The sequence below is a fragment of the Hymenobacter fodinae genome (assembly GCF_004745825.1).
Taxonomy (GTDB): domain Bacteria; phylum Bacteroidota; class Bacteroidia; order Cytophagales; family Hymenobacteraceae; genus Hymenobacter; species Hymenobacter fodinae.
Genome location: NZ_SRLA01000002.1, coordinates 511307 through 536517, shown reverse-complemented (window position 1 = coordinate 536517; position 25211 = coordinate 511307). Strand labels below are relative to the sequence as shown.

At 53.8% G+C, this 25211-nt stretch carries 22 protein-coding genes; 6 read left to right on the top strand and 16 right to left on the bottom strand.

The features are described from left to right. Positions 1 to 55 precede the first annotated feature (55 nt). The 7 genes from EU556_RS09510 to EU556_RS09480 all read right to left on the bottom strand — a co-directional run bounded on the left by EU556_RS09510 (position 56) and on the right by EU556_RS09480 (position 7300). On the bottom strand, positions 56 to 1510 hold the full coding sequence (locus EU556_RS09510; RefSeq protein ID WP_135433556.1) for a carbohydrate-binding protein: 1455 nt from the start codon (positions 1508 to 1510) through the stop codon (positions 56 to 58). A gap of 462 nt (positions 1511 to 1972) precedes the next feature. Further along, positions 1973 to 2611: a hypothetical protein gene (locus EU556_RS09505; RefSeq protein WP_135433554.1), complete on the bottom strand. Its 639-nt coding sequence runs from the start codon at positions 2609 to 2611 to the stop codon at positions 1973 to 1975. A gap of 129 nt (positions 2612 to 2740) precedes the next feature. Continuing rightward, positions 2741 to 3619, bottom strand: a complete 879-nt coding sequence (locus tag EU556_RS09500; RefSeq protein WP_167855526.1) for a ChaN family lipoprotein — start codon at positions 3617 to 3619, stop codon at positions 2741 to 2743. A 127-nt stretch (positions 3620 to 3746) separates the two neighbouring features. Further along, positions 3747 to 5078 carry an ABC transporter permease gene (locus EU556_RS09495; protein ID WP_135433552.1) on the bottom strand — a complete coding sequence of 444 codons (1332 nt, stop codon included), beginning with the start codon at positions 5076 to 5078 and terminating at the stop codon, positions 3747 to 3749. A gap of 41 nt (positions 5079 to 5119) precedes the next feature. Further along, on the bottom strand, positions 5120 to 6076 hold the full coding sequence (locus EU556_RS09490; RefSeq protein ID WP_135433550.1) for an ABC transporter ATP-binding protein: 957 nt from the start codon (positions 6074 to 6076) through the stop codon (positions 5120 to 5122). A 121-nt stretch (positions 6077 to 6197) separates the two neighbouring features. After that, the gene (locus EU556_RS09485; protein WP_210116255.1) at positions 6198 to 6740 is read right to left on the bottom strand and encodes a hypothetical protein; all 543 of its coding nucleotides are present in this window, start codon (positions 6738 to 6740) and stop codon (positions 6198 to 6200) included. 86 nt (positions 6741 to 6826) lie between these two features. Further along, entirely contained in the window at positions 6827 to 7300 is a 474-nt protein-coding gene (locus EU556_RS09480; protein WP_245327546.1) for an RNA polymerase sigma factor, read from the bottom strand. 224 nt (positions 7301 to 7524) lie between these two features. Here EU556_RS09480 and EU556_RS09475 point away from each other — a divergent pair, with 224 nt between their 5' ends. Continuing rightward, positions 7525 to 9783 (top strand): S41 family peptidase, encoded by a 2259-nt coding sequence (locus EU556_RS09475; RefSeq protein WP_135433546.1) that lies wholly within the window; start codon positions 7525 to 7527, stop codon positions 9781 to 9783. Positions 9784 to 9873: 90 nt separating this feature from the next. Here EU556_RS09475 and dnaJ read toward each other — a convergent pair whose 3' ends face one another. Together dnaJ and EU556_RS09465 are read right to left on the bottom strand one after the other, a co-directional pair. Continuing rightward, positions 9874 to 11013: a molecular chaperone DnaJ gene (gene dnaJ, locus EU556_RS09470; RefSeq protein ID WP_135433544.1), complete on the bottom strand. Its 1140-nt coding sequence runs from the start codon at positions 11011 to 11013 to the stop codon at positions 9874 to 9876. A gap of 27 nt (positions 11014 to 11040) precedes the next feature. After that, positions 11041 to 11610, bottom strand: coding sequence for a nucleotide exchange factor GrpE (locus tag EU556_RS09465; protein WP_135433542.1), 570 nt, complete (start codon positions 11608 to 11610; stop codon positions 11041 to 11043). A gap of 179 nt (positions 11611 to 11789) precedes the next feature. Here EU556_RS09465 and EU556_RS09460 point away from each other — a divergent pair, with 179 nt between their 5' ends. Next, positions 11790 to 12104: a hypothetical protein gene (locus EU556_RS09460; protein WP_135433541.1), complete on the top strand. Its 315-nt coding sequence runs from the start codon at positions 11790 to 11792 to the stop codon at positions 12102 to 12104. A gap of 7 nt (positions 12105 to 12111) precedes the next feature. On the opposite strand, the gene obgE is transcribed toward EU556_RS09460, so the two are convergent. The 5 genes from obgE to EU556_RS09435 all read right to left on the bottom strand — a co-directional run bounded on the left by obgE (position 12112) and on the right by EU556_RS09435 (position 17992). Beyond that, positions 12112 to 13104 (bottom strand): GTPase ObgE, encoded by a 993-nt coding sequence (obgE, locus tag EU556_RS09455; protein WP_135433539.1) that lies wholly within the window; start codon positions 13102 to 13104, stop codon positions 12112 to 12114. A 109-nt stretch (positions 13105 to 13213) separates the two neighbouring features. Next, the gene (locus tag EU556_RS09450) at positions 13214 to 13837 is read right to left on the bottom strand and encodes an adenylate kinase (RefSeq protein WP_135433537.1); all 624 of its coding nucleotides are present in this window, start codon (positions 13835 to 13837) and stop codon (positions 13214 to 13216) included. Positions 13838 to 13946: 109 nt separating this feature from the next. After that, positions 13947 to 14486 (bottom strand): hypoxanthine phosphoribosyltransferase, encoded by a 540-nt coding sequence (hpt, locus tag EU556_RS09445; protein ID WP_135433536.1) that lies wholly within the window; start codon positions 14484 to 14486, stop codon positions 13947 to 13949. A gap of 170 nt (positions 14487 to 14656) precedes the next feature. Continuing rightward, a complete protein-coding gene (locus EU556_RS09440; RefSeq protein WP_135433534.1) occupies positions 14657 to 16885 on the bottom strand; it encodes a sodium-translocating pyrophosphatase in 2229 nt (742 codons plus the stop codon). Between the two features lie 192 nt (positions 16886 to 17077). Continuing rightward, on the bottom strand, positions 17078 to 17992 hold the full coding sequence (locus EU556_RS09435; RefSeq protein WP_135434720.1) for a M20/M25/M40 family metallo-hydrolase: 915 nt from the start codon (positions 17990 to 17992) through the stop codon (positions 17078 to 17080). A 110-nt stretch (positions 17993 to 18102) separates the two neighbouring features. Between EU556_RS09435 and EU556_RS09430 the strand changes: the two genes are divergently transcribed. Both EU556_RS09430 and EU556_RS09425 read left to right on the top strand, forming a co-directional pair. Beyond that, positions 18103 to 19356 (top strand): tol-pal system protein YbgF, encoded by a 1254-nt coding sequence (locus tag EU556_RS09430; RefSeq protein WP_135433532.1) that lies wholly within the window; start codon positions 18103 to 18105, stop codon positions 19354 to 19356. 9 nt (positions 19357 to 19365) lie between these two features. After that, positions 19366 to 20739: a hypothetical protein gene (locus EU556_RS09425; protein WP_135433530.1), complete on the top strand. Its 1374-nt coding sequence runs from the start codon at positions 19366 to 19368 to the stop codon at positions 20737 to 20739. Here EU556_RS09425 and EU556_RS09420 read toward each other — a convergent pair. Beyond that, positions 20691 to 21758, bottom strand: coding sequence for a glycosyltransferase family 4 protein (locus EU556_RS09420; protein ID WP_135433528.1), 1068 nt, complete (start codon positions 21756 to 21758; stop codon positions 20691 to 20693). The two genes, EU556_RS09425 and EU556_RS09420, sit on opposite strands and share 49 nt — an antisense overlap. Positions 21759 to 21943: 185 nt before the next feature. Between EU556_RS09420 and EU556_RS09415 the strand changes: the two genes are divergently transcribed. Further along, positions 21944 to 22879 (top strand): glycosyltransferase family 2 protein, encoded by a 936-nt coding sequence (locus tag EU556_RS09415; RefSeq protein ID WP_135433526.1) that lies wholly within the window; start codon positions 21944 to 21946, stop codon positions 22877 to 22879. Beyond that, positions 22876 to 24054, top strand: coding sequence for a dTDP-4-amino-4,6-dideoxygalactose transaminase (rffA, locus tag EU556_RS09410; protein ID WP_135433524.1), 1179 nt, complete (start codon positions 22876 to 22878; stop codon positions 24052 to 24054). Before EU556_RS09415 ends, rffA begins: the two co-directional genes overlap by 4 nt. Here rffA and EU556_RS09405 read toward each other — a convergent pair. Continuing rightward, entirely contained in the window at positions 24037 to 25176 is a 1140-nt protein-coding gene (locus tag EU556_RS09405) for a glycosyltransferase family 4 protein (RefSeq protein WP_135433522.1), read from the bottom strand. The two genes, rffA and EU556_RS09405, sit on opposite strands and share 18 nt — an antisense overlap. Between the last annotated feature and the right edge of the window lie 35 nt (positions 25177 to 25211).

Below are 25211 nucleotides of genomic sequence, written 5' to 3'. Positions count from 1 at the left end.
CAACTTACGTTAACAGTGCCCGGCTAATAGCTCAGAAAGACAGCCTACGGACGCGCTATTTGATAAACCGTTGCGTGAGCTGCTGGTTATCGGCGGTAGTAAGGGTCAGTTGGTAAACGCCTTTTTTCAGGGCTGATACGTCGATGCTTTCCGTCTGCAGCTGCCCACTGCTCACGGTGCGGCCCACGGCATCGGTAATCTGGTAGCGGCTGCCCGCCACTTGCGCAGCCGTTTGAATGCGCAGGCTGCCGTTTTCTACGGGGTTGGGGTACACCTGTAGGCCAGTCGTCCGGACGTGAGAAGCCTCGTCAGCACCTACCGCCGACGCCGTTTGCGTAGCGGTCAGGGCCGTGGTGGTAGCCTTCGTAATCCGGATCCAGTTAATATTCCAGCCGCCGGTTTGCGCGAAAACGCCGAAGTTGTAGGTGCCGGCATTTACGTTTACGGTCTTGGAGACGGTGGTCCAGTTCTGCCATCCACCGGTAGCGGGCACCGTGGTGTTGCCCAGCTGAATAGCGCCAGCGTTCAAGTCCGACGACAACGTGCCGCCGCTGGGGCTGGCCACGCGATACTCAATAGTGTAGGCGCCCGAGGTAGGGAAGTTGACGTTGCTGTAGGCCATCCAGTCGCCGGCATCAATGTAGGCCACGTTCTGGCCCCCGCCCGTATCGGAGCAGGCTTCGGTTTGCACACCGTTCATGGAGCTGTAGCTCTCGGCCTGCAGCGTGACGGATGGGGTGGTGGGCGGCGTAGAAGTCAGCTGGTACACCCGCACGTAATCGACGTACATGGTGGCGGGCAGCTTGCTTTCGTCCACGGTTTGGCCGGGCCAGTTGCCGGCTACGGCCAGGTTCAGCAGCAGAAAGAAGGGCCGCTGAAACTCCTCGGTGCTGCCCGTGCCGTTGGCAATGTTGATTTCGTGGTACTTGGTGCCATCCACAAACCACTTGATAGCATTGGCATCCCACTCAACTGCATACACGTGATAATCCTGGGGCGTGGTGATGATGTTGCCGCCGTACTCGGCGTGGCCGTTGCTGTCCCAGTGCACGGTGCCGTACACTTTGTTTTCGGAGTTGATGTGCTCCATCACATCAATTTCGCCGCAGGCCGGCCAGCTTACAGTATTGATGTTGGAGCCCAGCATCCAGAAGGCGGGCCACAGCCCCTGGCCTAGCGGCAGTTTCATGCGGGCCTCAATCTTGCCGTACTTGAACTCCTTCAGCCCCTGCGTTTTCATACGGGAGGAGGTGTACGGCATGCCACCCACCGTCTCCTTCTTGGCCGTAATCTGCAGTATACCATTAACCACGGAGGCATTGGCGCGCTGGTAATACTGCTTCTCGTTGTTGCCCCAGCCGCCGCCGCCGGTTTCAAATACCCAGCTAGAGCTGATACCGTTAGTAAACTCATCGGCCCACACTTGCTGGTAGGTTTGCGCTTCGGCTTTGAGGTGGCCTAGCAGGCTGAGGGCGGCTGCGCCCAGGGTGGTTAGTAAGAACTTTTTCATGGTGTTTTGGTGGGGTTTGGTGGAAACTAGAGCGGAGCAAGGCAATAGGTAAGCGCAGAAACGACAACGGCCACCCCGAAGGGCGGCCGCTTTTCGCTTGACTACTCCATACCACAACTACTCTCCCATGAGTTGCCTCATGCAGATCTGAAACACAGCGGAGCAGTAGAAGTAAAATTCGGACGATAGGCAGACGAAAGGCGGGTTGACGTACCCCAACATACGCACTTTGCCGCCCGAAGTCCAGTCAAAAAACATGCTCTAGTATCAGATAAGGCCTGTTTTAGGCAATTGCCATACACTTACTACACACGTAACCCCAAGGCTAATCCTGCCCCTGGCCAATGCGGTCAGCCTAGCCGGCTACTGGCGGCAACGGTTAAAAAACACTAAAAAAATTATGCTCACCCTGTTTTTTCCTATTCCTAATGCAATGGCAACACGCTCAAGCGCGACCGTTCGCTAGTCGAAGCTGTAAGGATATTGAATTTCGGTGAGGTCTTGTTGGAGCTGGTCCCAGTCGGGCACGTGCTTGGTGATGGCCAGCACTAGCTCGCGGGTGAGGGTTTCGCCGGCGTACACCTGGCGCACTGCCTCTACCGATATACCTTTGTCGGGCAGAGTTTCTGGCTCGTAGTATTCCTGGGCCCAGGCCACGTAGGTTTGCGGGTCGCCATCCAGAATAGGCAGCATCTCAGCGGAGCCATCTTCGTCGGTGGTCAGTTCGCCGGTTTGCCACTGGCCCTGGTCGTTGGTCCAGAGGCAGAAGGTGGTGCCAATGGAGTTTACTGGCTCTCCGAAGATAAATTCATGGAAGGCAGCGGGCAGCCCTTTGGTGAGCGGCTCCTTTTCCGGCTCATCGAGGCCATCAGCATACCCGTTTATCACGCACCCTTCCGGCCGAAACAGCACCAGCATCTGGTCACCTTCCCCGTCATTCATCTCAAACACCTCCTCTCCTGCCCCCCAATTCGAGTCGTAGGAGTAATAGCGGTACTCCCACTCCGGCGACACGATGGCCTCGAGGGCCGCAATGGATCGGCAGATGCGTTGCAGGGTTTCTTTATCCGGGAGGCTGGTGTAATTCTGCGTGGAAAGCATGGTGAAGGAGGGTTGGTAACGGGTACTTTCTACGCCTAGGCCACTTGATTTGGTACAGTGGCGTATGCCGTTAGGCCAGGCGGCAGCTGCAAAAGCTTGCGGTATTTTAACTCAGGCTTAGCAACTGCCCTAGTAGGTGCGGGTCATGTCCTGAGGCACTACCAGCACAAAGTCGGCTTTCTGCTCATTTTCCTTATCTAGCTTGGCAAGCTGCTCCTGCAATACCGTACTGATGGTGAGAACTTTCAGCTTGGGGTTGGTTTGCCGCAAGTAGGCCAATATGCCGTCGTGATTATCAGAGTGGTAGCTGCCGTTGAGATGAAGCAATAGGTGACCTGCTGGGCGGGCCTGGTTGAGGAAGTGGGCCATGGTGGCATCCTTGAGGGCCTGAGCTTGGATTATGTTCTGCACGCCGGCGGCGTGGGCCGCATCGCCCCCGAACATCTTCGCCATATTCTTGTAGCCGGGCAGCTCGTAATCAACCTGCATGGGCAGGGGCACTAGCCAGGCTTTTTCTTCCGCAGGCAGTTCATTGAGTGCCGTAAGGCTGCCCTTGGCTACTTGCGAGGCGTAGCGGCGCGGCACGTTGGTACCCACCACCCGAAACTTCTGCTGTTTGGCCAGCAGCAGCAGGGGCTTGTAGTCGGTGGCGTAGTTGGGCCAGGGGCGGCTCTGTTCCTCAAACTCCTTATCGGTTAGCTCGCCGGTGGCGTACTGATCTACCAAGGGCTGCACGTCGCGCTCAAACATCTCTAGGCCTAGCACCACCTGACCCTGCTTCAGGCGCAGCAAATCTTTGGTGAGTTGCAGCTCCAGCCAGTGGGCAATGGGGTCGTTGTGCTGCTCGCCGAAGAATACCACGTCGGCAGCGGCCAGATCCTTCAGCATCTTGTCGTAGGCCACTGGTTTGCCAGCGGCCGTGAACAGGCGGTAAGCCGGTTTATCGTCCTTCATCGTGAAGCTGAGCAGCAGGAAAAGCAGCGGAAGCAGCAGGAGTTTTCTGATCATTTGGAAAGCAAGCAAAGCAGAATGGCCTAGTTAGCCGGGGGCGAAAGGTAGCACAAAGCCCTGGCGGCTGCGTTACAACAGCTACCAGGGCTTTCTACGTTCAGTACCGGTTTAGTCAGAAACTGGGCTAGCCTTTATAAAACAGCCACTTCGACAGTTCGCCGTAGGTTACTTTCTTGCCGTACATCAGAATACCCACGCGGTAGATGCGGCCGGCCAGCCAAATGGTGCCCAAGAAGCCGGCAATCAGCAGGAGCATCGACAGGCCTAGCTGCCACATGGGTACGCCCCCAAAGGGCAGGCGCATCATCATGGCAATGGGAGAGGTAAACGGAATCATCGACATCCAGAAGGCTACCTGCCCGTTAGGGTTAGTGGTGAGAGTTGCCTGGGCCACCACGAAGGTGAGTACCAGGGGCATGGTCACGGGCATCATAAACTGCTGGGTGTCCGTTTCGCTGTCCACGGCCGAGCCAATGGCTCCGAACAGGGCGCCGTAGAACAGGTAGCCCCCCAGGAAATAAAACAGGAAGCAGCCGGCAATCATCCCGAAGTTAAGATCAGCTTCTTTGAATGCCTTCACGATTTCGTTGCCTTCCGATTTAGTGCTTTTGGCTTGCACCGTGGCAGTGGCACCAGCGGCGGCATTTACCCGCTCCACGCGGTTTTGCACAATCTTATCGGGGCTGACGGAGCCTGCAATGGCCGAAGTAATGCCAAACGACAGAACCACCCATAATGCTAGCTGCGTGAAACCTACCCCAGCAATGCCCAGCACTTTGCCCATCATCAGCTGGAAGGGTTTCACGGAGGAAATAACCACTTCCACAATGCGGTTGGTCTTCTCCTCCATCACCCCGCGCATAATCTGGATGCCGTAGATGAAGATGAACATGTAAATCAGGAAGCCGCACAAGTAGGCCACTCCGGTGCTTATGCCAGTGCTGGAACTCCGCTCCCCGTCTTCACTTAAACTAATGGTTTTCAGGCTCACATCGGCCTTCATGGTCTTCAGCACGGCTTGGTCGAGGCCGGCATTTTTGAGGCGCTGGGCCTCTACCGCATTTTCGACGGAGCGCTCAATGTCCCGTTGCAGTGTCATACCCAGGCCCTTGCGCGAAAACACCTGAAACCCGTCGGGGTTAGCGATGTCCAGCTTGGGCACGTACAGCAGGGCATCGTACTTGGCTTTGTTGAACTCCGCCTTAGCGGTAGGCAGGTCCGCCGACACGCGCTTGAACGTGATATCGTTCTGGGCTTCGGGTAGCTTGTCCGCGAACAGCCCGCCGGCGTCGGCCACGGCTACCACCTTGTCCTTATCCGACAGGGTAGCAATGAGCACAGGCACGGCAAATATGCCGGCCGTGAGCAGCGGCCCCAGCAACGACATTATCAGAAAGCTCTTTTTGCGCACCCGGGTTAGGTACTCGCGCTGCGCAATCAACCAAATTTTCGACATAGTAAAGGTAGTTTCAGATGCAGAAGGGAAAGAGGCTCGCGCTAGGCCAGGGCAGTATCGGTTTCGGGCACGTAGTCGGGCTGAGTTTCGCGCACACGCCGGATGAAGATGTCGTTGATGCTGGGCACTAGTTCCCGGAAGGCGTGCACCTCCACGTTGCCCGGCCCAATGAGGTAACGTAGCAGGTCGTTGGGGGTAGTGCCAGCATGCAGCTTCACCAGCACGCGGAAATGCTCATTTTCACGCTTCGACTGCTCTAGCTCCTCAAAATCAGGATGTGTGATCATCAGGTGGCCCGTGCCTTCTACCTCGTAGGTCTGGGCGCGGTAGGCGTTGCGAACCTCGCGCACGGGCCCATCGAGCACCTTGCGGCTGCGGTTGATGAGAGCAATATGGTCGCACATTTCCTCCACCGACTCCATGCGGTGCGTGGAGAAGATGATGCTGGTACCCCGGTCGCGCATAGCCAAAATCTCGTCTTTGAGCAGGTTGGCGTTGATGGGGTCAAAGCCCGAGAAAGGCTCGTCAAGAATCACCAACTCGGGCTCGTGCACCACGGTAGCAATAAACTGCACCTTCTGCTGCATGCCCTTGCTCAGGTCTTCGATGTTCTTCTCCGACCACGACTTGATATCGAAACGCTCCAGCCAGCCCTTGATTTTCTGGCGGGCTTCGTCCTTGCTCAGGCCCTTGAGCTGGGCCAGGTACATGAGCTGCTCCCCTACCTTCATTTTTTTGTAGAGTCCGCGCTCCTCGGGCAGGTACCCGATGCGCCCAATGTGCGAGGGGTTCAGTCGCTCGCCCCGAAACAATACCTCACCTGTGTCGGCACCGGTTATCTGGGTGATGATGCGGATCAGGGAAGTTTTACCGGCACCGTTGGGGCCTAGCAGCCCGAAAATAGAGCCCTCCGGCACGGACAAGCTCACGCCGTCGAGGGCGGTATGGGCGGCGTACTGCTTGCGCACGTCGCGCACTTCGAGGATAGGTGGTTTCACAGCAGAAAGGCGAATTAGTTGTTTCTGTAATATTACAGGAACCCAATAAAGCAGGCCTATAAATTCCAACCAACCGGCAGATTACTGGCCTGAACTGTCAGAAACATGACCTGAACGGGAGCTATTGAGGGCTTTGCAGTTCCCGAAGGGCCGTTTCCAACTGGTCGAGGTACTGTCCGTAGCGGCGCTGCTGCTTATACTCCCCTACCCAGAACAGCACCCACAAGGCCGCTGCTACCAGAACTATCAGTGCCACCGTGCGCCAGTTAACACTTGCCAGCACCGTTGACCACAGCTGACTGCGCTGACTATAGAAGATGATGGTAATGAGCCCCACCAGAAACACCCCTCCCGCCCAACGACGCCAATGCATTAACTGTCGAATCCGCTGAATTTGCGTCCGGAGGTGCTGATACACCGCGCCGGTATCTTGCTGCAGTTGCCGCACCACCCGCAATTGGGTAATCATATTCCAAGCCACAAAGGCCACCATTACTAGTACCAGCGCCAGCAATGCGGGGCGTACTTCTACCAAGCCATGACGCCTAGTCAGGCTGAACACGTTCCCGACGTTAATGATCAGCACAAATAGCAGAAACCGCAGGTCGCGGGTAGCATTGCGTTTCATCTTAGCCAGGGGGCCGTCGGTTTGGTTGGTAAGCATAGTGCGTAGTTTTCGTTCGGTTAGTGAAGTTTGCGTGGGCTCAACTGGCTGCTCCTGCCAGCGGCGGCGAAAATCATCGAGTTCCATTAGGCGGGTTGGGTCAGCAGGTGGCGAAGCTTGTCTTGCACGCGGTGCATTTTCACGCGCACATTGTTTTGAGTGATACCGAGGATGTCGGCCATTTCCTCATAGGTATGCTCTTCCAGGTACAGCAGCACAAAGGCCTTTTCCACGTCTGAGAGTCGCTCAATGGCGTGGTACAACTGGCCTAGGTCTTCAGCATCGGGGCCGGTGTCGGGGGGCGGAGCTACGTCCAGCACCACGTCGCCGAAATGCTCGGCCCTCGGGGTGCGGGTGCGCTGGCGCAGGCTAGAAATGGCTACGTTTAGGGCCACCCGGTACAGCCAGGTGCTGAACTTGGCCCGTCCTTGGTAGCTAGGCCAGGTGCGCCAGAGCTGCAGCACAATCTCCTGGTACAAGTCCTGCCGGTCATCGGCATCAGTGCAGTACATCCGGCAAATGCGGTGCAGCAGCGCTTGGTGCGCATTTACCTGGGACACAAAAGGCTCGGCAGATGGTGGCGTTAGCACAGTGAAGAGACAGAGAAAGCAAAGTACACCCCATATGTCGGCGGTTCAGGCCAGTCATTACAGCCGCACCAAAAATTATTTTTGCTCAGCCTCTCTTCCTGCGGTTTCGCGGGGCATGCCACCTTGCAAGGCAGTATTGTCTCTTATACTTGTGTTTACCTATTCATTCTCGTCGTTCTTATCATTTCCTGCCTATGTCACTTTTATCTCGCACGTGGCTGTGTTGTACCGCACTACTGTGTGCCAGCCTAGAGCTACCGGCCCAGCCTTCCGCTGGCAAACAGGTTAACCTTACCATGGAACAGCTGGCGGGTGAAGGCCAGCTCCCTCTTGGTTGGGCTCCCGGCATCCGGCAGGGCGCTGCACCATTAGATGCCGGCTACCAAGCGCAGGCCGATGGCACCGTGTACCAAGAGGGGCATCATTCCCTGCGTATCGCGTCGGGTGCCGGGCGGCTAGCCAACACTTTTGGGGCGGTGTGTTACAAGTTGCCGGGCACCTACAAAGGCCGCACCATCACGCTCAAAGGCTACTTAAAAACCCAGGACGTGCAGCAGGGCTTTGCGGGCCTCTGGATGCGCTTGGACGGGGCCGAGGGCTCCCTGCAGTTTGATAATATGCAGGACACCAACCTTAGCGGCACCCACAACTGGCAGCAGTACAGCATCACGCTGCCCTTGTCGGCGCAGGTAGAGCACATTTACATTGGCGGCATTCTGGCGGGCGCCGGCACCGTTTGGTTGGATAACCTGGCGGTGACTATTGACGATACCCCGTTAGCTTCCGTGAAGCCTAATGCCCTTTTCAAGGCTCAAACCGATACCTCCTTCCAGCATGGCTCCCGCATTGCTCTCGGCAAGCTCACGCCCCAACAGGTAGAGAACCTCACGGTGCTAGGCCAGGTTTGGGGCTTCGTGAAGTACTACCACCCGGCCGTAGCCAGCGGCAACTACAACTGGGACAAAGAGCTTTTCCGCGTGATGCCGGCGGTGCTAGCCAGTAAGAATGAGCCGGAACGCAGCCGGGTGCTCGGCACCTGGCTCGCTGGCCTAGCCCCCGTTACAACGCCCGCCGTTAAGCGTGTTCCCAAGGATCAGGTGCAGCTGGAGCCCGCGCTGGGGTGGCTATCTAACAGCAAGCTGTTGAGCCAAGACCTGCAACGGCAACTGATGTACTTGCGTGACCACCCGGCCAAATTGGAACACTACTACGTGGGTCAGGGCAAGGCCGGTAACGCTACGTTTCTGCACGAAGAGGCCTACGCCGATATGTCGTACCCCGATGCGGGTTACCGTCTGCTGGCCCTGTTCCGGTACTGGAACATGATAGAGTACTTCTTCCCCTATAAATATGCCATCGGCGAAGACTGGCAGACAGTTCTTAAAGAGTTTATCCCGCAGTTTGCCGACGCGCCCGATGCCTTACAGTACAGGCTAGCTGCCCTACGCCTCATTGAGCGCGTGCACGACACTCACGCCAACTTGTGGGGCAAGGATAAAATCATGACCGATTACTGGGGCATTTACACGGTGCCCGCAGAGCTGCAGTTTTTGGGTAAACAGCCGGTAGTTGCCAAGCTCCGCCAGACTGGCCTAGCGGCTCCTTCACCCCTACAGCCCGGCGACATTATTACATCTGTGGATGGCGTTACGGTGGCTGATTGGATACAACAGCGCCAGCTACTGTTCCCCGCTTCCAACGAGCCCACACGCCTGCGCAATGTGGCGGCCATGTTGCTGCGCGGTTCTACACGTACTGCCCGCTTAGGCATTGTGCGCAACGGTGAGGCCCGCATCGTAGAAGCTGAACGGGTAAGTATTACGGCTATGAATACCCCCAGGGGTACCGCCGCTGATAGCTCTTACCGCTTCTTGCGGCCTGATGTAGGCTATATCACGCTAGGCCAGATCCAGAATAAGCAGTTGCCTGCTATCATGTCGGCGTTTCAGAACACGAAGGGGCTGGTCATTGATATTCGCAACTACCCTTCCGAGTTCGTGGTGTTTACACTCTCCGCCTATCTCCTCGAAAAGCCCACGCCATTCGTAAAATTTACGGGTCCTTCTCTCCCACAACCCGGCCAGTTTATATATGGCAAGCCCGTGTATGTGAAGCCCGGCAATAAGCCGACTTATCAAGGTAAGGTTATCATCTTGGTGAATGAGCAAACCCAGAGCCAGGCCGAGTACACTACTATGGCGCTGCGCACAGCCCCCCGGGCCACTGTGCTCGGTAGCACCACTGCCGGCGCCGATGGCAACGTGTCTTACATTACTCTGCCCGGCAACCTCTCCACCATGATTTCGGGCCTGGGCGTGTACTACCCCGATGGCCGCGAAACCCAACGCATTGGTATCATCCCCGACGTAGAAGCTCACCCCACCCTAAAAGGTATCCGGGAAAGCCGCGACGAGTTGGTAGAAAAAGCCCTTGAGTTAATTGATAAAAGCTAGCGCATCACTTCAGCAAAAGGTGGCCTACAAAAAAACAGCCCGCTTTCCTCTAAGGAAAGCGGGCTGTTTACATCTGAGCGAAATCGGCTTTTACTGGAAGTACTCCTTCACTTTCTCGAAGAAGCCCTTCTCGTTTTTGCCGGGGTTAGGCGTGAAGTTCTGGGCATTACGCAGCTTCTCCAGCAGCTCCCGCTCCTCGCCGGTCACGTTCTTGGGTGTCCACACGCTGAGGTGAATGAGCTGGTCGCCGCGGCCGTAGCCGTTGATGTCCTTGATGCCTTTGCCACGTAGGCGCAGGATTTTGCCAGGCTGGGTACCGGGGTCTACCTTGATCTTCACCTTGCCCTCAATGGTCGGTACCTCAATGCTCGCGCCCAGGGCCGCATCCACGAACGAGATGTACTGCTCGAACATGATGTTGTTACCGTCGCGCTTGAGCAGCTCGTGCGGCTCCTCTTCAATCTGAATGAGCAGGTCGCCGGCCACACCCCCCCGCTCGGGGTAGTTGCCTTTGCCGTTCATGGAAAGCTGCATGCCTTCTGCTACACCAGCCGGGATGTTGATCGGAATAACCTCCTCGTGGAGCTGACGGCCTTCGCCATGGCAGACATCACACTTGCTGGTTACCACTTTGCCTTCGCCGTTACAGGTAGGGCAAGTGGCGGTGCTCACCATCTGGCCTAGCATGGTGTTCACCACGCGCTTCACTTGGCCCTGGCCGTGGCAAGTGCCACAGTCGCGCAGGTCGGTGCCGTTCTTAGCGCCAGTGCCCGAGCAGGTGTTACACGCCACATAGCGCTTCACCTTAATTTTCTTCTCAACGCCATTGGCTACTTCCTCCAGATCAAGCTTCAGCTTGATGCGCAGGTTGGAACCTTTGCGCACGCGCCGGCCACCCTGGCCGCGGCCTCCGCCGCCAAAGAAGCCTTCGAAGCCGCCGCCCCCGAAGATGTCGCCGAACTGGGAGAAAATATCTTCCATGTTCGGGCCACCGCCGTTGCCACCCATGCCTTGGTGGCCGTACTGGTCGTAGCGGGCGCGCTTGTTCTGGTCCGACAATACCTCGTAGGCCTCCGCAGCTTCCTTAAACTTGTCTTCGGCCGTAGGGTCGTCGGGGTTTTTATCGGGGTGAAACTTGATGGCCACCTTGCGGTAGGCCTTCTTAATTTCATCGCCCGACGCGTTTTTGGCTACGCCTAGCACCTCATAATAATCTCGCTTCGTTGCCATGGCAATAGAAATGCGCGTCGTTTACGGTTACTGGCCCAGTACCACTTTGGCGTGGCGGATTACCTTATCGCCGAGGTAGTAACCCTTTTCAATCTCGTCTACAATCTTGCCCTTCAGGTCTTCCGACGGAGCCGGAATCTGGGTAATGGCTTCGTGCAGCTCGGGGTCGAAGGCGCCACCTTTGGCGTCCATGGGGGCCAGGCCCTTCTGGCTCAAGGTTTTCTGGAGCTTATTGGAAATAATATCAATGCTTTCGCGCACGGCGTTGGCATCGTCGGTGTCTTTAGTATGGTGACGAGCCCGGTCAAAGTCATCAAGCACGGGCAGCAAGGCCACCATCAGCTCTTGGTTCGCGGTCTTGAACAAGTCGGCGCGCTCCTTAGTGGTGCGGCGCTTGTAGTTTTCAAACTCGGCGGCCAAGCGCAGGTATTTGTCCTTCAAGGCGTTCAGCTCAGCATCATTGCCAGAGCCCTGCTCCGGCGCTGCCTCAGTGCTTTCGGTATCGAGGGCGTTTACTTCTTCTTGCAGTTCGCCAGCCGCGTTGTCGGTGTCAACAGACAGATTGTCGTCCTGGGGCAGGTTGGTATCTTCAGCCATTTTCGTAAATATTCGTCGGAAAGGGTTTTTCACGGGAGTTGCCGTTGAGCACTAAACGGGGCGCAAGGAGTTTGCCAAAGCCGCTTTGGCTGTCATTGTGGCACAGGAACTCGAGAGAAGAGCAGTTAGTTCAGCCAGCCTGTATAAGCCGTACATTGCTGAACATCTACGGATGACGAATGACTTCTCAACTTGCTCGTGAACAACTCGCTCAAGCATATCCGCCCGGTACCCCGGTTAAAGGTAAAATCCTTACTACTCTCTATTTCGGAGTCTTTGTGCAACTGGATGGTTTCCCAAGTGATGTGTCAGCCTTGTTAGAAATAATCCATGTGCCGAACCTGGATTACCAACAATACCCCAATGGTTTTCCAATTGAAGCACGAATTGAAGCCAGAGTGATGGGCTGGACGAAGAACTTCGGTCAGGTTTACCTAACCCAATACGACCGTCACAGCGATAATCCTTTATACCAGGATCAACCAATAGGCTAGCGGCACTTTAAGCGTGTAAGGCCTCCCAAATCATGTCCTTCAGCTTCTGAATGTTCTTATTAGTGAGGCTGGAAATGAATACCGAAGGCAAATCAGTGGGCAACGTTCCGCGGATTTCTTCTTCTAGCTCCTCATCCAGCATGTCAGACTTCGAAATAGCCAACAGCCGCTTCTTGTCCAGCAGTTCTGGGTTGAACTGCTCCAACTCATTGAGCAGCACGCCATACTCGGCCGCAATATCTGGGGAGTCGCAGCTGATCATGAACAGCAGAATAGAGTTGCGCTCAATGTGGCGCAGGAAGCGTGTACCCAGGCCCTTACCCTCAGCGGCACCCTCAATAATGCCCGGAATGTCGGCCATTACAAACGACTTGTAGTCGCGGTAGGCCACTACACCCAGGTTAGGCGTGAGCGTGGTGAAAGCGTAGTCAGCAATTTTGGGCTTAGCGGCCGAAACCACCGAAAGCAGCGTGCTCTTGCCGGCATTCGGGAAGCCTACCAGGCCTACATCGGCCAGCAGCTTCAGCTCCAGAATCACCCACTCATCAATGCCTGGCTCGCCGGGCTGGGCGTAGCTGGGGGCCTGGTTGGTTGCCGACTTAAAATGGTCGTTGCCTAGGCCACCACGCCCGCCAGGGGTCAAGATGAGGCGCTGGCCTTCCTCGGTTATCTCCAGCTTTTTCTCGCCGGTTTCGGCGTCGCGGGCCACCGTACCCAGGGGCACCTGAATAATAATATCCTCGCCTTGGGCGCCGGTGCGTAGGTTCTCGCCGCCGTTCTCGCCGGGCTTAGCAATCAGGTGTTTCTGGTATTGCAGGTGTAGCAGCGTCCAGAGCTGGGAGTTGCCTTCCAGAATAATATGCCCACCGCGGCCGCCGTCGCCCCCATCGGGTCCGCCATTCGGCAGGCCTTTGGCGCGGAAGAAATGGTGGGAACCAGCTCCGCCCCGACCGGAGCGGCAGTTGATCTTAACGTAATCGATGAAATTATTGGAAGCCATGCTACAGCGCGTACTTAAAAAAAGTCATCCTGACTGCTCCGCTTAGCGCGCGGAATAGTCAGGATGACAGAGGATTCTGCCACTACCCAAGCGGGTAGCAGCTGCAAAGTTACGCTTTTACTTCGTCGGTTGCCTGCCGGCTGTCTTGAGCCGTGGCGGGCTGGTGCTTATCCAGAATAGCGCATATCTGACCGTAAATGTCTTCGATAGCGCCAATGCCGTTCAAGGAGTGAAATTTCCCCTGCTGCGCGTAGTATCCGGCCACTTGCGCGGTTTCGGTATTGTACACGGTCACGCGCTTACGGATTTTAGTTTCGTCCTGGTCGTCGGGGCGGCCCGAGGTCTTACCACGCTCCAGTAACCGCTTCACCAGCTCCTCCTCGGCTACTTCCAGCGCCACCATGCACGACACGCCAGTGTCATGGATAGACAGCAGTTGGTCGAGGCTTTCGGCTTGGGGAACCGTCCGGGGGAAACCATCGAAAATGAAGCCAGCCGCCTGCTTATTATTTTTCAGGGCGTGGTCAATCATGCCGATAACCACTTCATCGGGCACCAACAGACCTTCGTCCATCAGTTTTTTTGCCCGGAGGCCTAGCTCAGTGCCCTGCGCAATTTGCGCGCGCAGCAGGTCGCCGGTGGAAAGATGAACCAGGTTATATTGAGCAATCAGCTTCTGGCTTTGCGTTCCTTTACCGGCACCGGGAGGGCCGAAGAGTACGAGATTCAGCATAGCAAGCAGGTAGTTTCGCGAGGGAAGGGAAAAGAGGTGTTGAGGAAAGATAAGCAATGCGGCGGTAAGCCGCTGTACGCAGGCCAGCGAATTTTAGCTGGCGCGCACCTTATACTGCTTTGTAAACGTCGGGGTAGTTTCGGCCTAGGCCATCATAGTCAAGCCCATAGCCCACAATAAAATCATTGGGGATGCTCAGGCCCACGTACCGGATGGACAGCTCATGCTGCAAGCACTCTGGCTTCATGAACAGGGTGGCTACCTCCAACGAAGCGGGCTGTTTGGCGGCAAGCGTATCCAGCAGCATCCGCATGGTGTGGCCCGTATCCACGATGTCTTCTACTATGATGACGTGCCGGTCTTTGATATCCTCGGACAGGCCTAGAACCTCTTTTACGCTGCCTGTGCTGCTAGTGCCCTGGTAAGACGCCACTTTGATAAACGACACCTCACAGTCGAACTTGAGGCCCTTCATCAAATCGGCCACGAACATGAAGGAGCCGTTGAGCACGGCCACCAGCAAGGGTGTTTTGCCGGCATAGTCTTGCGTGAGGCGAGTGGCAAGCTCCTGAATAGCCGTGGCGAGTTGGGTAGCCGACAAGTATGGCTCAAACTGCTTGTTATGCAGCGAAATATGATCCGGATTCATCCGTATGGGGTTAGGGCCCTGGGCGAAGATGGCCCCAAAGGTAGTAGAAAAAGCTGCCCCACTTGTTGAGCTAGGTTGCTTACTCTCCTACTTCACTCATTTTAATGTAACTCAGTCGGGGGTAGCCCAGCAGTGCTTAGGCCACCCCCGACCGCCGGATTTAGATCATATTACAGCTGGCGCATCAGCACAAAAATTGCGTCGGTTGCCTTGGGAGCGAGGTCGGCATATTTCACGTTGGGCCGGGCCTGCAGCTCTGTTTTAGCGGGTTGTTTCTCAGCTACTGCCCGGCTGGGGGCGGCAATGTGCGGGGCAATTACCAGCGACACAATGCTCATGAGCTTAATTAGAATATTCATGGAAGGCCCGGAGGTATCCTTAAATGGGTCGCCGACGGTATCACCGGTTACGGAAGCCTTATGTGCGTCGGAGCCTTTGAACTCCATTTTACCGTCAATCATCACACCCTTCTCAAACGACTTCTTGGCATTATCCCAGGCGCCGCCGGCGTTGCTTTGGAACATGGCCATGAGCACGCCCGACACCGTGACGCCGGCTAGTGTACCGCCTAATACCTCAGGCCCGAAGCTGAACCCAATTATGATGGGCACAATCAGGGCAATAGCGCCCGGCAGCATCATCTCCCGAATAGCAGCCTGGGTGGAAATAGCCACGCACTTTTCGTATTCCGGCCGGCCCGTGCCTTCCATGATGCCCGGAATCTCGCGGAACTGCCGCCGCACTTCCTGTACCATGGCCATGGCTGCCCGCCCCACCGCCGAAATAGCCAGCGCCGAGAAAATAAACGGAATCATGGCCCCCACGAACAGCCCACCCAGTACCCGCGCATTGCTGATATCAATGGAGGAAATATTGGCTGTGCCCATAAATGCCGCAAACAGGGCCAGGGAGGTTAGCGCGGCCGAGGCAATGGCAAAGCCTTTGCCCGTGGCGGCCGTGGTATTGCCCACAGCATCCAGAATATCGGTCCGCTCCCGCACTTCCTTGGGCAGTTCGCTCATCTCGGCTATACCTCCAGCATTATCGGCAATAGGCCCAAAGGCATCAATGGCCAGCTGCATGGCCGTGGTAGCCATCATGCCAGCCGCCGCAATAGCCACCCCATACAAGCCGGCGCATTCGTAGCTGAGCACAATTCCGGCTGCTAGCACAATGATGGGCAATACCGTCGATTCCATGCCCACGGCTAGGCCGCCTATTACGGTAGTGGCGTGCCCCGTGCTGCTCTGCCGCACAATGCTCAGCACTGGGCGCTTGCCCATAGCAGTATAGTACTCGGTAATAATGCTCATCAGCGTACCCACGACTAGGCCTACCAGCACGGCGTAAAACACATTCATGGCACTAAAGGTGATACCACGAATGGTTAGATCCTCGGTGGGCAGCATCCAGCGAATAACAAAGAACGAAGCCACCGCCGACACCAGTACCGAGATATAGTTGCCCAGGTTGAGAGCTCCTTGCACATTGCCGTTCTCCTTCACCCGGACCATCAAAATTCCAATCAGCGAGGCTAGAATACCCATTCCCGCAATTACCATGGGCAGCAGAATGGGGGAAAGTCCCTGAAACTGGTCGCCGCGGGCTACTACTTCCCGACCTAGTACCATTGTAGCTAGAATAGTGGCTACATAGGACCCGAAGAGGTCAGCACCCATGCCGGCTACGTCGCCTACGTTGTCGCCTACGTTGTCGGCAATAGTAGCAGGGTTGCGCGGATCATCTTCCGGAATGCCAGCTTCCACTTTGCCTACTAGGTCAGCTCCTACGTCGGCTGCCTTTGTGTATATCCCCCCTCCTACCCGCGCAAAGAGCGCAATGCTTTCAGCGCCCAGGGAGAAGCCTGTTAGAACTTCCAAGGCCTTTTCCATCTCAACGCCATTGGCCCCGCCGTTCTGACTGACTACGAACAGTTGGTAAAACGCTATGAAGAGGGAACCCAGGCCTAGAACCGCTAGGCCAGCTACGCCCATGCCCATCACCGAGCCGCCCGAGAACGACACGTTCAGCGCATTACTCAAACTGGTGCGCGCCGCCTGGGCCGTGCGCACATTAGCCTTGGTGGCAATCTTCATCCCAATAAATCCCGCCAGCGCCGAGAATACCGCCCCTACCAGAAAAGCGCCCACAATAATGGGGCTTGACTTTTCCCCGGTACTGCCTAAATAAAACAGGAAGGCACTGGCAATCAACCCAAAAATGGTCAGCACTCGGTACTCCGCTTTTAAAAAGGCCAACGCCCCATCAGCAATGTAGCCAGCAATAGTCCGCATGCGGTCATCACCGGCATCTTGTCGGGTAACCCAGCCGGAGCGCATCCAGGTATACAACAACGCCAGCACACCAAGCGCTGGCACCACGTAAAGAATATTCATCATACAGGGCGGTGGGAATAGGGTGAGGTGTTGGGTTGAAAGCAGACAGAAGTGGATTCTGAAGGTAAAATAGAATTAATTAGCTGATCCCCAAGCTTTCAGTTACTAGCAATTGCAACCACCGCTTACCTCATGGCACAAAACAAAAAAGCCGCTCATATAAATGGGCGGCTTTCCTGAAGATGTTCTCTTAGTTTACAATTTCTGCATCAACACTTGATACAGGCCTAGCATACTGTCTATATCACGTTTATCCACCAACTCATTCGGAGAGTGCACATTATCTTCCGGAGCCCCAACGAAGCACCAATCCCATGGCTGAGCCCCGTGCTGTAATTCTTTAGCATCGGAACCGCCAGCCCCTTCTACTTCTAGTTGGTGTGGAATACCTGCCTCCCGCGCAATACGTCGAATGCGCTCAACGTAGCTGCGCCTAGGAATCAACGAGTCGCGGAGAGAAATGACTACCCCTTGCCCCATATGCACGCCTTCGGTTACCCACGTTATATCCGAAATGAGCGCTTGTCTTACTCCGTACGTCTCATAGATGTATTTGGCTAGGTACGCCACTGAGCCGCCACCATGCTCTTCCCAACAAGAGAAAACGATGATGCCATCTTGTATTGTTTCGCATAGGCGTAACGCATTCCACACTCCTAATCGGTTATCTAGGTAGCAGCTTTGCACAGTTGTGTCAGTTTCCCTAAAGTCACAGTGGAATGTGAGTTCCGTCCCCCGGTCTATTTCCCGGTCAAAATCACAGCTTAATGCACCACTTTGCTCATCTACTACTAAGGTGCTTTTAATCACGCCCTGTGAATCCTGCCCTACAAGCTTATACCCTGTTTCAGCATCTGGTCCACCTATACGTACCAACTGATTCCCGTATCGTACAGTGAACCCTATGCTGTCAATATGAGCAAACACAGCCGTACGTGGCGTTCCAAATACTAGAATAATACAATCTTGAAACTCTTCTCCGTGTAAGGTGGTTGGCTGAGTCTTCCAACTTTGTTTGTTTTCTTGGATGTAGTTTAATAAGAATTCTGTTAGTGGCGCTTCATTACCAGAAGGTGCTGCTATCTGGCATAAGGTCTGTAAAAGGTTCATAGCGGGGCGCTTATTTGTCCAAAACCAAGATAAAAATTCTAATTTAGCCTCTTCGGAGGCGGTTTCGCCAGCTATTTTCTGTGAGCGTGAAGCCGACATCAATTGTGATTATGATTCAAAAACTCCGTTTTATCCTGTTGCTCTTCCTCTTGCCCTTCTCGGCTTTGGCGCAGCAATCTGGAACAAACCGGTCTTCCGTATCCGACACAACTCGGCAGGTGCAACTAGAAAATGTAGACGTTGCTCCCAATGCAGTGGACACAAAAGGATGGCTTCTTCTAGACAAGGATATTCAGACAGAATTGGAAGGAGCAGTATACAATCTTTACAATTTCAAGTACGATAAAGCCGAGCGACAATTCCGCTCCTTACGGCGGCGCTATCCCAATCACCCCATGCCCTATTTCTTGCTGGGCCTAAGTACGTGGTGGAAAATAGTCCCGACTAACAATCAGACGAAACAGTACGACAAACTGTTCTTCGCCTATATGGATACGGCTATTACAAAGGGAGAAAAGCTGTATGAAGCTGATAAACGTAACTACGAAGCTTGCTTCTTCTTAGCAGCAGCATATGGTTTTGATGGTCGCCTGCATGCAGACCGCCGCGATTGGCGCAAAGCAACTGTAAGCGCTAAACGAGCCCTTGATTATCTTGAAATCAGTAAAGAGGCAAATGGTCTGAGTCCAGAGTTTTTGTTTGGCCAGGCCCTGTTTAACTATTATTCCGTTTGGATACCGGATAACTATCCTCTCCTGAAACCAGTCCTGCTTTTTTTCCCTAAAGGCAGTAAGACTTTGGGCTTACAACAACTGCGCAATGTAGCCGACAACGGTTTTTACGTAGGCCCAGAGGCGAGAGTGTTCCTCATGAAAATTCTCCTTAACGAAGAGAATAAGCCTGAGGCCGCCATGCCCATCGCCCGGTACATGGCTACCACCTACCCCGATAATGCCTATTGTCAGCGTTTCTACGCGTTAGTCTGCTTTAATCAAGGCGATTTCCGGGAGTGTGAGCGAGTGAGTCGTGAAATTCTGGATAAGCTCAACCGCGGCCTTCCTGGCTACGAAGCTATAAGCGGCAGGTATGCTACTTATTTTATGGGTTGGCTTATGCAGAATAAGTACAAGGACTTTGTAAAAGCTAAAGACTATTACTTGCGCTGCATCGTTTTTGCTGAAAGCACTGCCGAGACGACGGGTGGCTTCTATTTGTACGCCAACTTGGCTCTAGCTCGTATGGCCGATAAAGAGAAAGATGTAAGAGGGGCCGTACGCTATTACACCATTGTGCGTGAGAAATCTGAGCACAACTCGGAACAATACAATGAGGCGAAAGCGTATTTAAAAAAGAACAAGAAGTAGGCTCAGCGCATGGAATTAAAAGATCTTTTTCTAACTCCACTTTACTTAGGCCTATTTTATGGACTAGCATTTGCGTTGCGTAAACGCTTTACTAATTCTATTACTAAGAAATATTTTATTCCAGCACTATCAGTTAAGTTTTTAGGGGCTATTGCGTTAGGACTTATTTATCAGTTCTACTACAATGGTGGGGATACTTACAACTATTTTACTCACGTCAAGCTTATCTACCAAGCTTTTGTTGATTCGCCTGCAGCCGGATTAAAGCTCATTTTTGCTAAAGCAGAGTACGATCCACTAACTGCTCGCTACACTGGCCAAATGTATTGGTATAATGCTCCTACTGAGTATTTCGTAGCACGAGTTGGCGGCTTTTGTGCCTTATTCTGCTTTGGTACCTACACAATTGTCAGCCTCTTCTTCGCCCTGCTGAGCTTTTCTGGTATGTGGGCGATGTACCTCACTTTTCTGCGTATCTACCCTTTGGCTTATAAGAAATTAGCAATTGCTGTTTTCTTTCTACCCTCGGTATTCTTTTGGGGGTCTGGCCTTATGAAAGACTCGCTGTGCATGGGAGCACTGGGCTGGACGTTTTACGGCTTTTATCACCTGTTGATTGTCCGTAAAAATATGTTAACAGCTCTGATCATGGGTGGTATAGGTATATACATATTGATGTCCGTAAAGGTGTATATACTTCTTTCGTTCATGCCGCCAGCATTGTTATGGGTATTCAACGAGAATAACCAACGAATCAAATCTGCTGCTTTGCGGATGTTGCTAAAGCCTTTGTTTATCGTCCTAGGCCTCGGCGCTGGCTACATTGGAGCCACTAACCTCACTGCTGGTGACGACAAATACGATGTTGAAAAAATTGGAGAGCGAACTAAAATCAACCAAGAATATCTTACTACCCAGGCCACCAATGGTTCAGCTTATAACATTGGCGAATTCGATGGCTCTCCAGGCTCGTTGGTACGGGTAGCACCTCAGGCTATTATTGTATCAATTTACCGGCCATTTCTATTTGAGGTGCGCAACCCAGTGATGCTGCTCTCTGCTTTGGAAGCTACGCTTTTCATCTACCTTACCATTACGCTATTTTATCGCACTGGCCTACTAAAAAGCTTCAGATTAATAGCAGCCCGTCCTGTGCTGCTATTCAGCTTCCTGTTCTGTATCATCTTTGCCATTGGAGTTGGAACAAATAGTGGCAACTTTGGCACTTTAGTACGCTACAAGATTCCGTTGATGCCTTTCTATTTGTCGGCACTCTATATCATGCAGTTTATGGCTCAGCCTCAACCGCGCCGAGCTAAGCCGGCGCTACGTGCTCAGGTGAATAATGCAAGAAAATTGGGGCGATTAGCTACCACAGAATAGCGTTGTTCAACTGTGCGCCTGGCCGCACGGCCCATCTGGGCGCGTAAACCAGGATCTTGCAACAGGCGGCGCAACGCGGCTTCCCATTCAGCTTGTGTTGAGCAGATATTCCCGTTGACATTCTGCTGCACCACTTCCGTGTTCATACCCACTGGTGAAACCAATGCTGGCTCGCCTAGAGCCATGTACTGCAAAGCTTTAAAGGCGCACTTACCATTAGCCCACGGGTCATCTTCGAGGGGCATAAGTCCTACATGGAAGGTAAGCAGATCTGCAATTTCGGTTTCCTTACGCCAAGGTTGATACACAAGACTCCGTAGCGGCAGTTCAGGCGGCTGATTAGAAATAACCCGAAACTCGAAGTCAAATTCTTTCTCGAGCTTGGCTAATACTGGCACCACTTGCTCAATATACTTGAGGGTTGAGTGCGTACCTGTCCAGCCAATAACTAGCTTACTTGGTGCCTGCTGGTCGCGAACCTGGTTATGTAAGTGTTCAGTATCAATGGTGGTAGGATTAATAATGGCATTAGCGTTGAACTGAGCAGCATAATTACGTAGGTATGCGTTGCCGCAACTCACTTTGTATGCCCAGTGACATATATCGGCTACTTTCTGATGCCACTTCACGCCAGCCACTATTCTATTGGCCTTTGAAGTGTTAGGAATCCAGATAGCATCATCAAAATCGTATATAATCTTCTTGCCAAGCACCTTAGTAATTATCCACTCAAATATCGGTGGGCCAATTGGAGATGCCTCACGGTGAATAAATACGTAATTATATTTTGGCACGCTCAACAGCAACATCGTCCGTCTCAGAAAGCCCCCAATTATGCCCAGGGCCTTCTGCACTTGATGGCCTGGTTTATATAGAATGTTCCAGGTAGCCTCAGTGATGAAAGGCGCCACATGATAATGATACCCAGCCTCGGTTAGTGCGTCAAAATATTGCTCAAAACGAAAGCGCTGCGAAGGCGCTTTGCCTACTGGGTAAGGAACCAGAAAGAGAATTTGCATAGAAAGCTATGTAAAAAGCTATAGCGAAACAGACTGCGCACATAGCTAATACCCGCGAAGGTACGATAACCGGCGCCTACCTGCCGAAAGTTGTTTCGTAGCACCGCTGCGACTGTACTACCTATGGGGTGTTATCTTTGATTTCCTGAACTGCTTATTGTAGTCTAGTTTCCTCTTTATAATTCATGTCTGCTTCTTCTGTACCATTAATCTCTGTTGTTAGCCCGGTGTATCAGGCAGAGCGAGTGCTCGACGAGTTAGTAGTGCGGCTAGAAGCAGAGCTAGTGCCTTTAGCTGGCTCAGGTTGGGAAATCATTCTGGTTGATGATGGTAGTACCGACGAGAGCTGGCAGGTTATTTGTCGGCATGCGGCGCGCAGGCCACAAATACGTGGCCTGCGGCTGTCCCGTAACTTTGGTCAACATCACGCCATCACGGCTGGTCTAGACCAATGCCTAGGCCAATGGATAGCAGTGCTAGATTGCGACCTTCAGGACCAACCTGAGGAAATCAGCCGGCTTTGGCATAAGGCTCAGGAAGGCTACGATGCAGTGCTGGCCCGCCGTGGCCAACGTACTGATTCGCCTGTTGCTATTTGGGGCGCCCGTCTGTTCTACCGCATGCTAGAGTACCTTACGGGACAAGCGCAGGATCCTGAGGTAAGTAATTTTGGCATTTACCACCGCCGCCTAATTAATACCATTCTTCAACTTCGCGAAAGCACACGTTACTTTCCTACAATGGTAAGGTGGGCAGGTTTTCGGCAAACATCGCTACGCGTAGCACACGGACAAACATCACGCCCTACTTCATACTCCCTGGCGCGCCGCCTGCAGTTGGCCCTGGATATTCTGCTCACGTATTCTGATAAACCGCTTCGCTTGGCAGTGTACCTAGGCCTCCTTCTGGCTGGTGTAGCGTTTGGGCTAGGCCTATGGATGTTATTCCGGGCACTACGAGGCCAAATTGTAGTACTGGGCTACGCAAGCCTGATCGTGTCACTTTGTTTCTTTTCTGGGGTACTAATTACAGTATTAGGAGTTGTAGGCCTTTATGTGGGCAAAACATTCGAGGGCGTTCGGGCCCGTCCGCTGTATGTGGTAGCTGAAAGCACAGTATGAGCCTCTCTCTACCACATTATTCAATACCGTTTAACCGCCCTTTCCTCGCAGGCCTGGAGCTGGAATATATACGCCAGGCTGTAGCTGCCGGCAAGTTGTCCGGAAATGGCGAATTCACGAGGCGCTGTCATCAGTTTTTTGAGCATCGCTACGGCGTTGCCAAGGCTCTGCTGACCGCTAGTGGCACCGATGCACTGGAAATGGCCGCGCTCCTGCTTAACCTGCAGCCCGGCGACGAAGTGATTATGCCCAGCTACACGTTCACGTCGACTGCCAACGCGTTTGTGCTACGCGGTGCCCACGTGATTTTTGCAGATAGCGGACCCGATCACCCAAATCTTGACTGGCAGCAGGTGGCTCCACTCCTTAGTGCCCGAACCAAAGCCATTGTGCTGGTGCATTACGGTGGACAGCCGCTGGTAGGCCTATACGAGCTGCTTGACTTGGCCCGTAAGCACAGCCTGTGGGTGATAGAAGACGCTGCACAAGCTATTGAGGCCCAATATGAAGGCCAACCGCTAGGCACCTTCGGTCATTTAGCCGCCTTCTCTTTTCATGAAACCAAGAACATCAGCGCTGGTGAGGGCGGCATGCTGGTCATAAACGACCCCAGTTTCATGGCACGGGCAGAAATTCTCTGGGAAAAAGGCACCAACCGCGCCGCGTTTGCCCGAGGCGAGGCCGCACGCTACGAGTGGGTGGATATTGGTTCTTCCTTTCTGGCTTCGGAGCTAAACGCGGCCTATTTATGGGCTCAGCTACAAGCTATTGATATAATTCAGGCCCGTCGTCGCCAGCTTTGGGAATACTATGCAAAGGCTCTTGCACCGTTAGCCGCGACTGGAGCTTTTCGCCTGCTTCCTCAGTTGCCTGCAGCACAACCTAACTGGCATATATTCGCACTGCTCTGCCGCCACGAAACCGAGCGGGATGCGCTGCTGGCCTACCTACGGAAGCATCAGATTCTCGCTGTCTTCCACTACCTGCCCTTACACCTCAGCCCCTTTTACGGTCCTCGCCATGATGGCCGCGCTCTTCCTCACGCGGAGCGTTACGCTCAAACGCTGGTCAGACTTCCACTTTTCCATGACCTTCAGCCAGCAGAGCAGAATTTAATCGTACGGGCTATATATGCATTCTACCAAACATCCTTCGGCTTAGCTTTTGTTGAGTAGCGTGCTGTATATCTGGCCTAGCTTTTGGTATGTAGTTGCTGGTCGAAATTTATACCGCACATAATCGCGGCCAGCCGCCGCGAACTGCTTACGCATAGCCCCATCAGCGGCTATAGTAGTAATTGCCGTGGCCATGGCATCTACATCACGGTTTGGTACCAACTGCCCTGAGCGCCCATGTTCAAATAGCTCTGCCGGACCGCCACAGTCGGAGGCAATAAGCGGTGTCCCGAAATACAAAGCATCAAGACAAGTAAGCGAAAAGGATTCTGACTCAGAGAAGTTCAGCACTACATCGGCTTCCTTTATAGCTTTTTCTACATCCGTTGCGAAGCCTTCGAACCGCACAACCGCCTCTAGGCCACTTTCCTGCACCGACGCTTCCAGCTGTTGCCGAAACTCTCTGTTTTTAGCCATACCCATGTCGCCCCCTACGAACGTGAGCCGCAGTCTGTTGTTTTGCGCGTAGGCCAAACGAAAAGCGCGCACGGCAAAATCCTGCCCTTTTCCCTGAATATAATTGCTCAAATACAACAACTGTATCGTGCCATCAGCACGCGGAAGAGGTACTACAGGTGCGGGGTAGTGCTCAGCCTCAGGTATAGGGTCGAAGACTACTTGCACTTTTTGCTCTGCGTTGAAATAGCGCCTCACAGCTTCTGAAACACAGATGACTTGATCCGCAAACGACTCCGCAAACCAGCGCCATGTACGCGCCAGCGGTTGTATCAGGCTCTGGGGCAGAAAACGCACATGCGTCACTACGCGTAACTGGCCTAGGCTTAACCCCTTAGCTATGTAGCCCGTCAGATTATAAAAGTCATTCAGATGAATCATGGCTGCCCCTCGTCGCCGGGCCAGCCGGAATAAGCGCCAACTATTTAGCAACAGCAGTGGTGCATAACGGAGTAAGTCATCTTTACGACGACTGATTTCCACGAATGGCAATTCATGGACTATATACCCATCCTGCTCTAAAACGGTGCGAGCTGTACTACCAGTCGGGACTATATACTCATATCGGAACTGCTCCCGAAGCGGAGCCGTGGCGTGTCGCATAGCGTTTAAGGCGCCCGTTACGGCTCGGGAGTTATCGACGACGAGGATGAGTGGTTTTTCCAATGGCTGTTTTAGCTATTTTGCACAACGGGCGTATT

What these genes read in the sequence shown, in the direction of transcription:
- EU556_RS09510 (WP_135433556.1), bottom strand. Translation starts at nt 1,510, where the DNA reads ATGAAAAAGTTCTTACTAACCACCCTGGGCGCAGCCGCCCTCAGCCTG.
- EU556_RS09505 (WP_135433554.1), bottom strand. Translation starts at nt 2,611, where the DNA reads ATGCTTTCCACGCAGAATTACACCAGCCTCCCGGATAAAGAAACCCTG.
- EU556_RS09500 (WP_167855526.1), bottom strand. Translation starts at nt 3,619, where the DNA reads ATGATCAGAAAACTCCTGCTGCTTCCGCTGCTTTTCCTGCTGCTCAGC.
- EU556_RS09495 (WP_135433552.1), bottom strand. Translation starts at nt 5,078, where the DNA reads ATGTCGAAAATTTGGTTGATTGCGCAGCGCGAGTACCTAACCCGGGTG.
- EU556_RS09485 (WP_210116255.1), bottom strand. Translation starts at nt 6,740, where the DNA reads ATGCTTACCAACCAAACCGACGGCCCCCTGGCTAAGATGAAACGCAAT.
- EU556_RS09475 (WP_135433546.1), top strand. Translation starts at nt 7,525, where the DNA reads ATGTCACTTTTATCTCGCACGTGGCTGTGTTGTACCGCACTACTGTGT.
- dnaJ (WP_135433544.1), bottom strand. Translation starts at nt 11,013, where the DNA reads ATGGCAACGAAGCGAGATTATTATGAGGTGCTAGGCGTAGCCAAAAAC.
- EU556_RS09465 (WP_135433542.1), bottom strand. Translation starts at nt 11,610, where the DNA reads ATGGCTGAAGATACCAACCTGCCCCAGGACGACAATCTGTCTGTTGAC.
- EU556_RS09460 (WP_135433541.1), top strand. Translation starts at nt 11,790, where the DNA reads ATGACTTCTCAACTTGCTCGTGAACAACTCGCTCAAGCATATCCGCCC.
- obgE (WP_135433539.1), bottom strand. Translation starts at nt 13,104, where the DNA reads ATGGCTTCCAATAATTTCATCGATTACGTTAAGATCAACTGCCGCTCC.
- EU556_RS09450 (WP_135433537.1), bottom strand. Translation starts at nt 13,837, where the DNA reads ATGCTGAATCTCGTACTCTTCGGCCCTCCCGGTGCCGGTAAAGGAACG.
- hpt (WP_135433536.1), bottom strand. Translation starts at nt 14,486, where the DNA reads ATGAATCCGGATCATATTTCGCTGCATAACAAGCAGTTTGAGCCATAC.
- EU556_RS09440 (WP_135433534.1), bottom strand. Translation starts at nt 16,885, where the DNA reads ATGATGAATATTCTTTACGTGGTGCCAGCGCTTGGTGTGCTGGCGTTG.
- EU556_RS09435 (WP_135434720.1), bottom strand. Translation starts at nt 17,992, where the DNA reads ATGAACCTTTTACAGACCTTATGCCAGATAGCAGCACCTTCTGGTAAT.
- EU556_RS09430 (WP_135433532.1), top strand. Translation starts at nt 18,103, where the DNA reads ATGATTCAAAAACTCCGTTTTATCCTGTTGCTCTTCCTCTTGCCCTTC.
- EU556_RS09425 (WP_135433530.1), top strand. Translation starts at nt 19,366, where the DNA reads ATGGAATTAAAAGATCTTTTTCTAACTCCACTTTACTTAGGCCTATTT.
- EU556_RS09420 (WP_135433528.1), bottom strand. Translation starts at nt 21,758, where the DNA reads ATGCAAATTCTCTTTCTGGTTCCTTACCCAGTAGGCAAAGCGCCTTCG.
- EU556_RS09415 (WP_135433526.1), top strand. Translation starts at nt 21,944, where the DNA reads ATGTCTGCTTCTTCTGTACCATTAATCTCTGTTGTTAGCCCGGTGTAT.
- rffA (WP_135433524.1), top strand. Translation starts at nt 22,876, where the DNA reads ATGAGCCTCTCTCTACCACATTATTCAATACCGTTTAACCGCCCTTTC.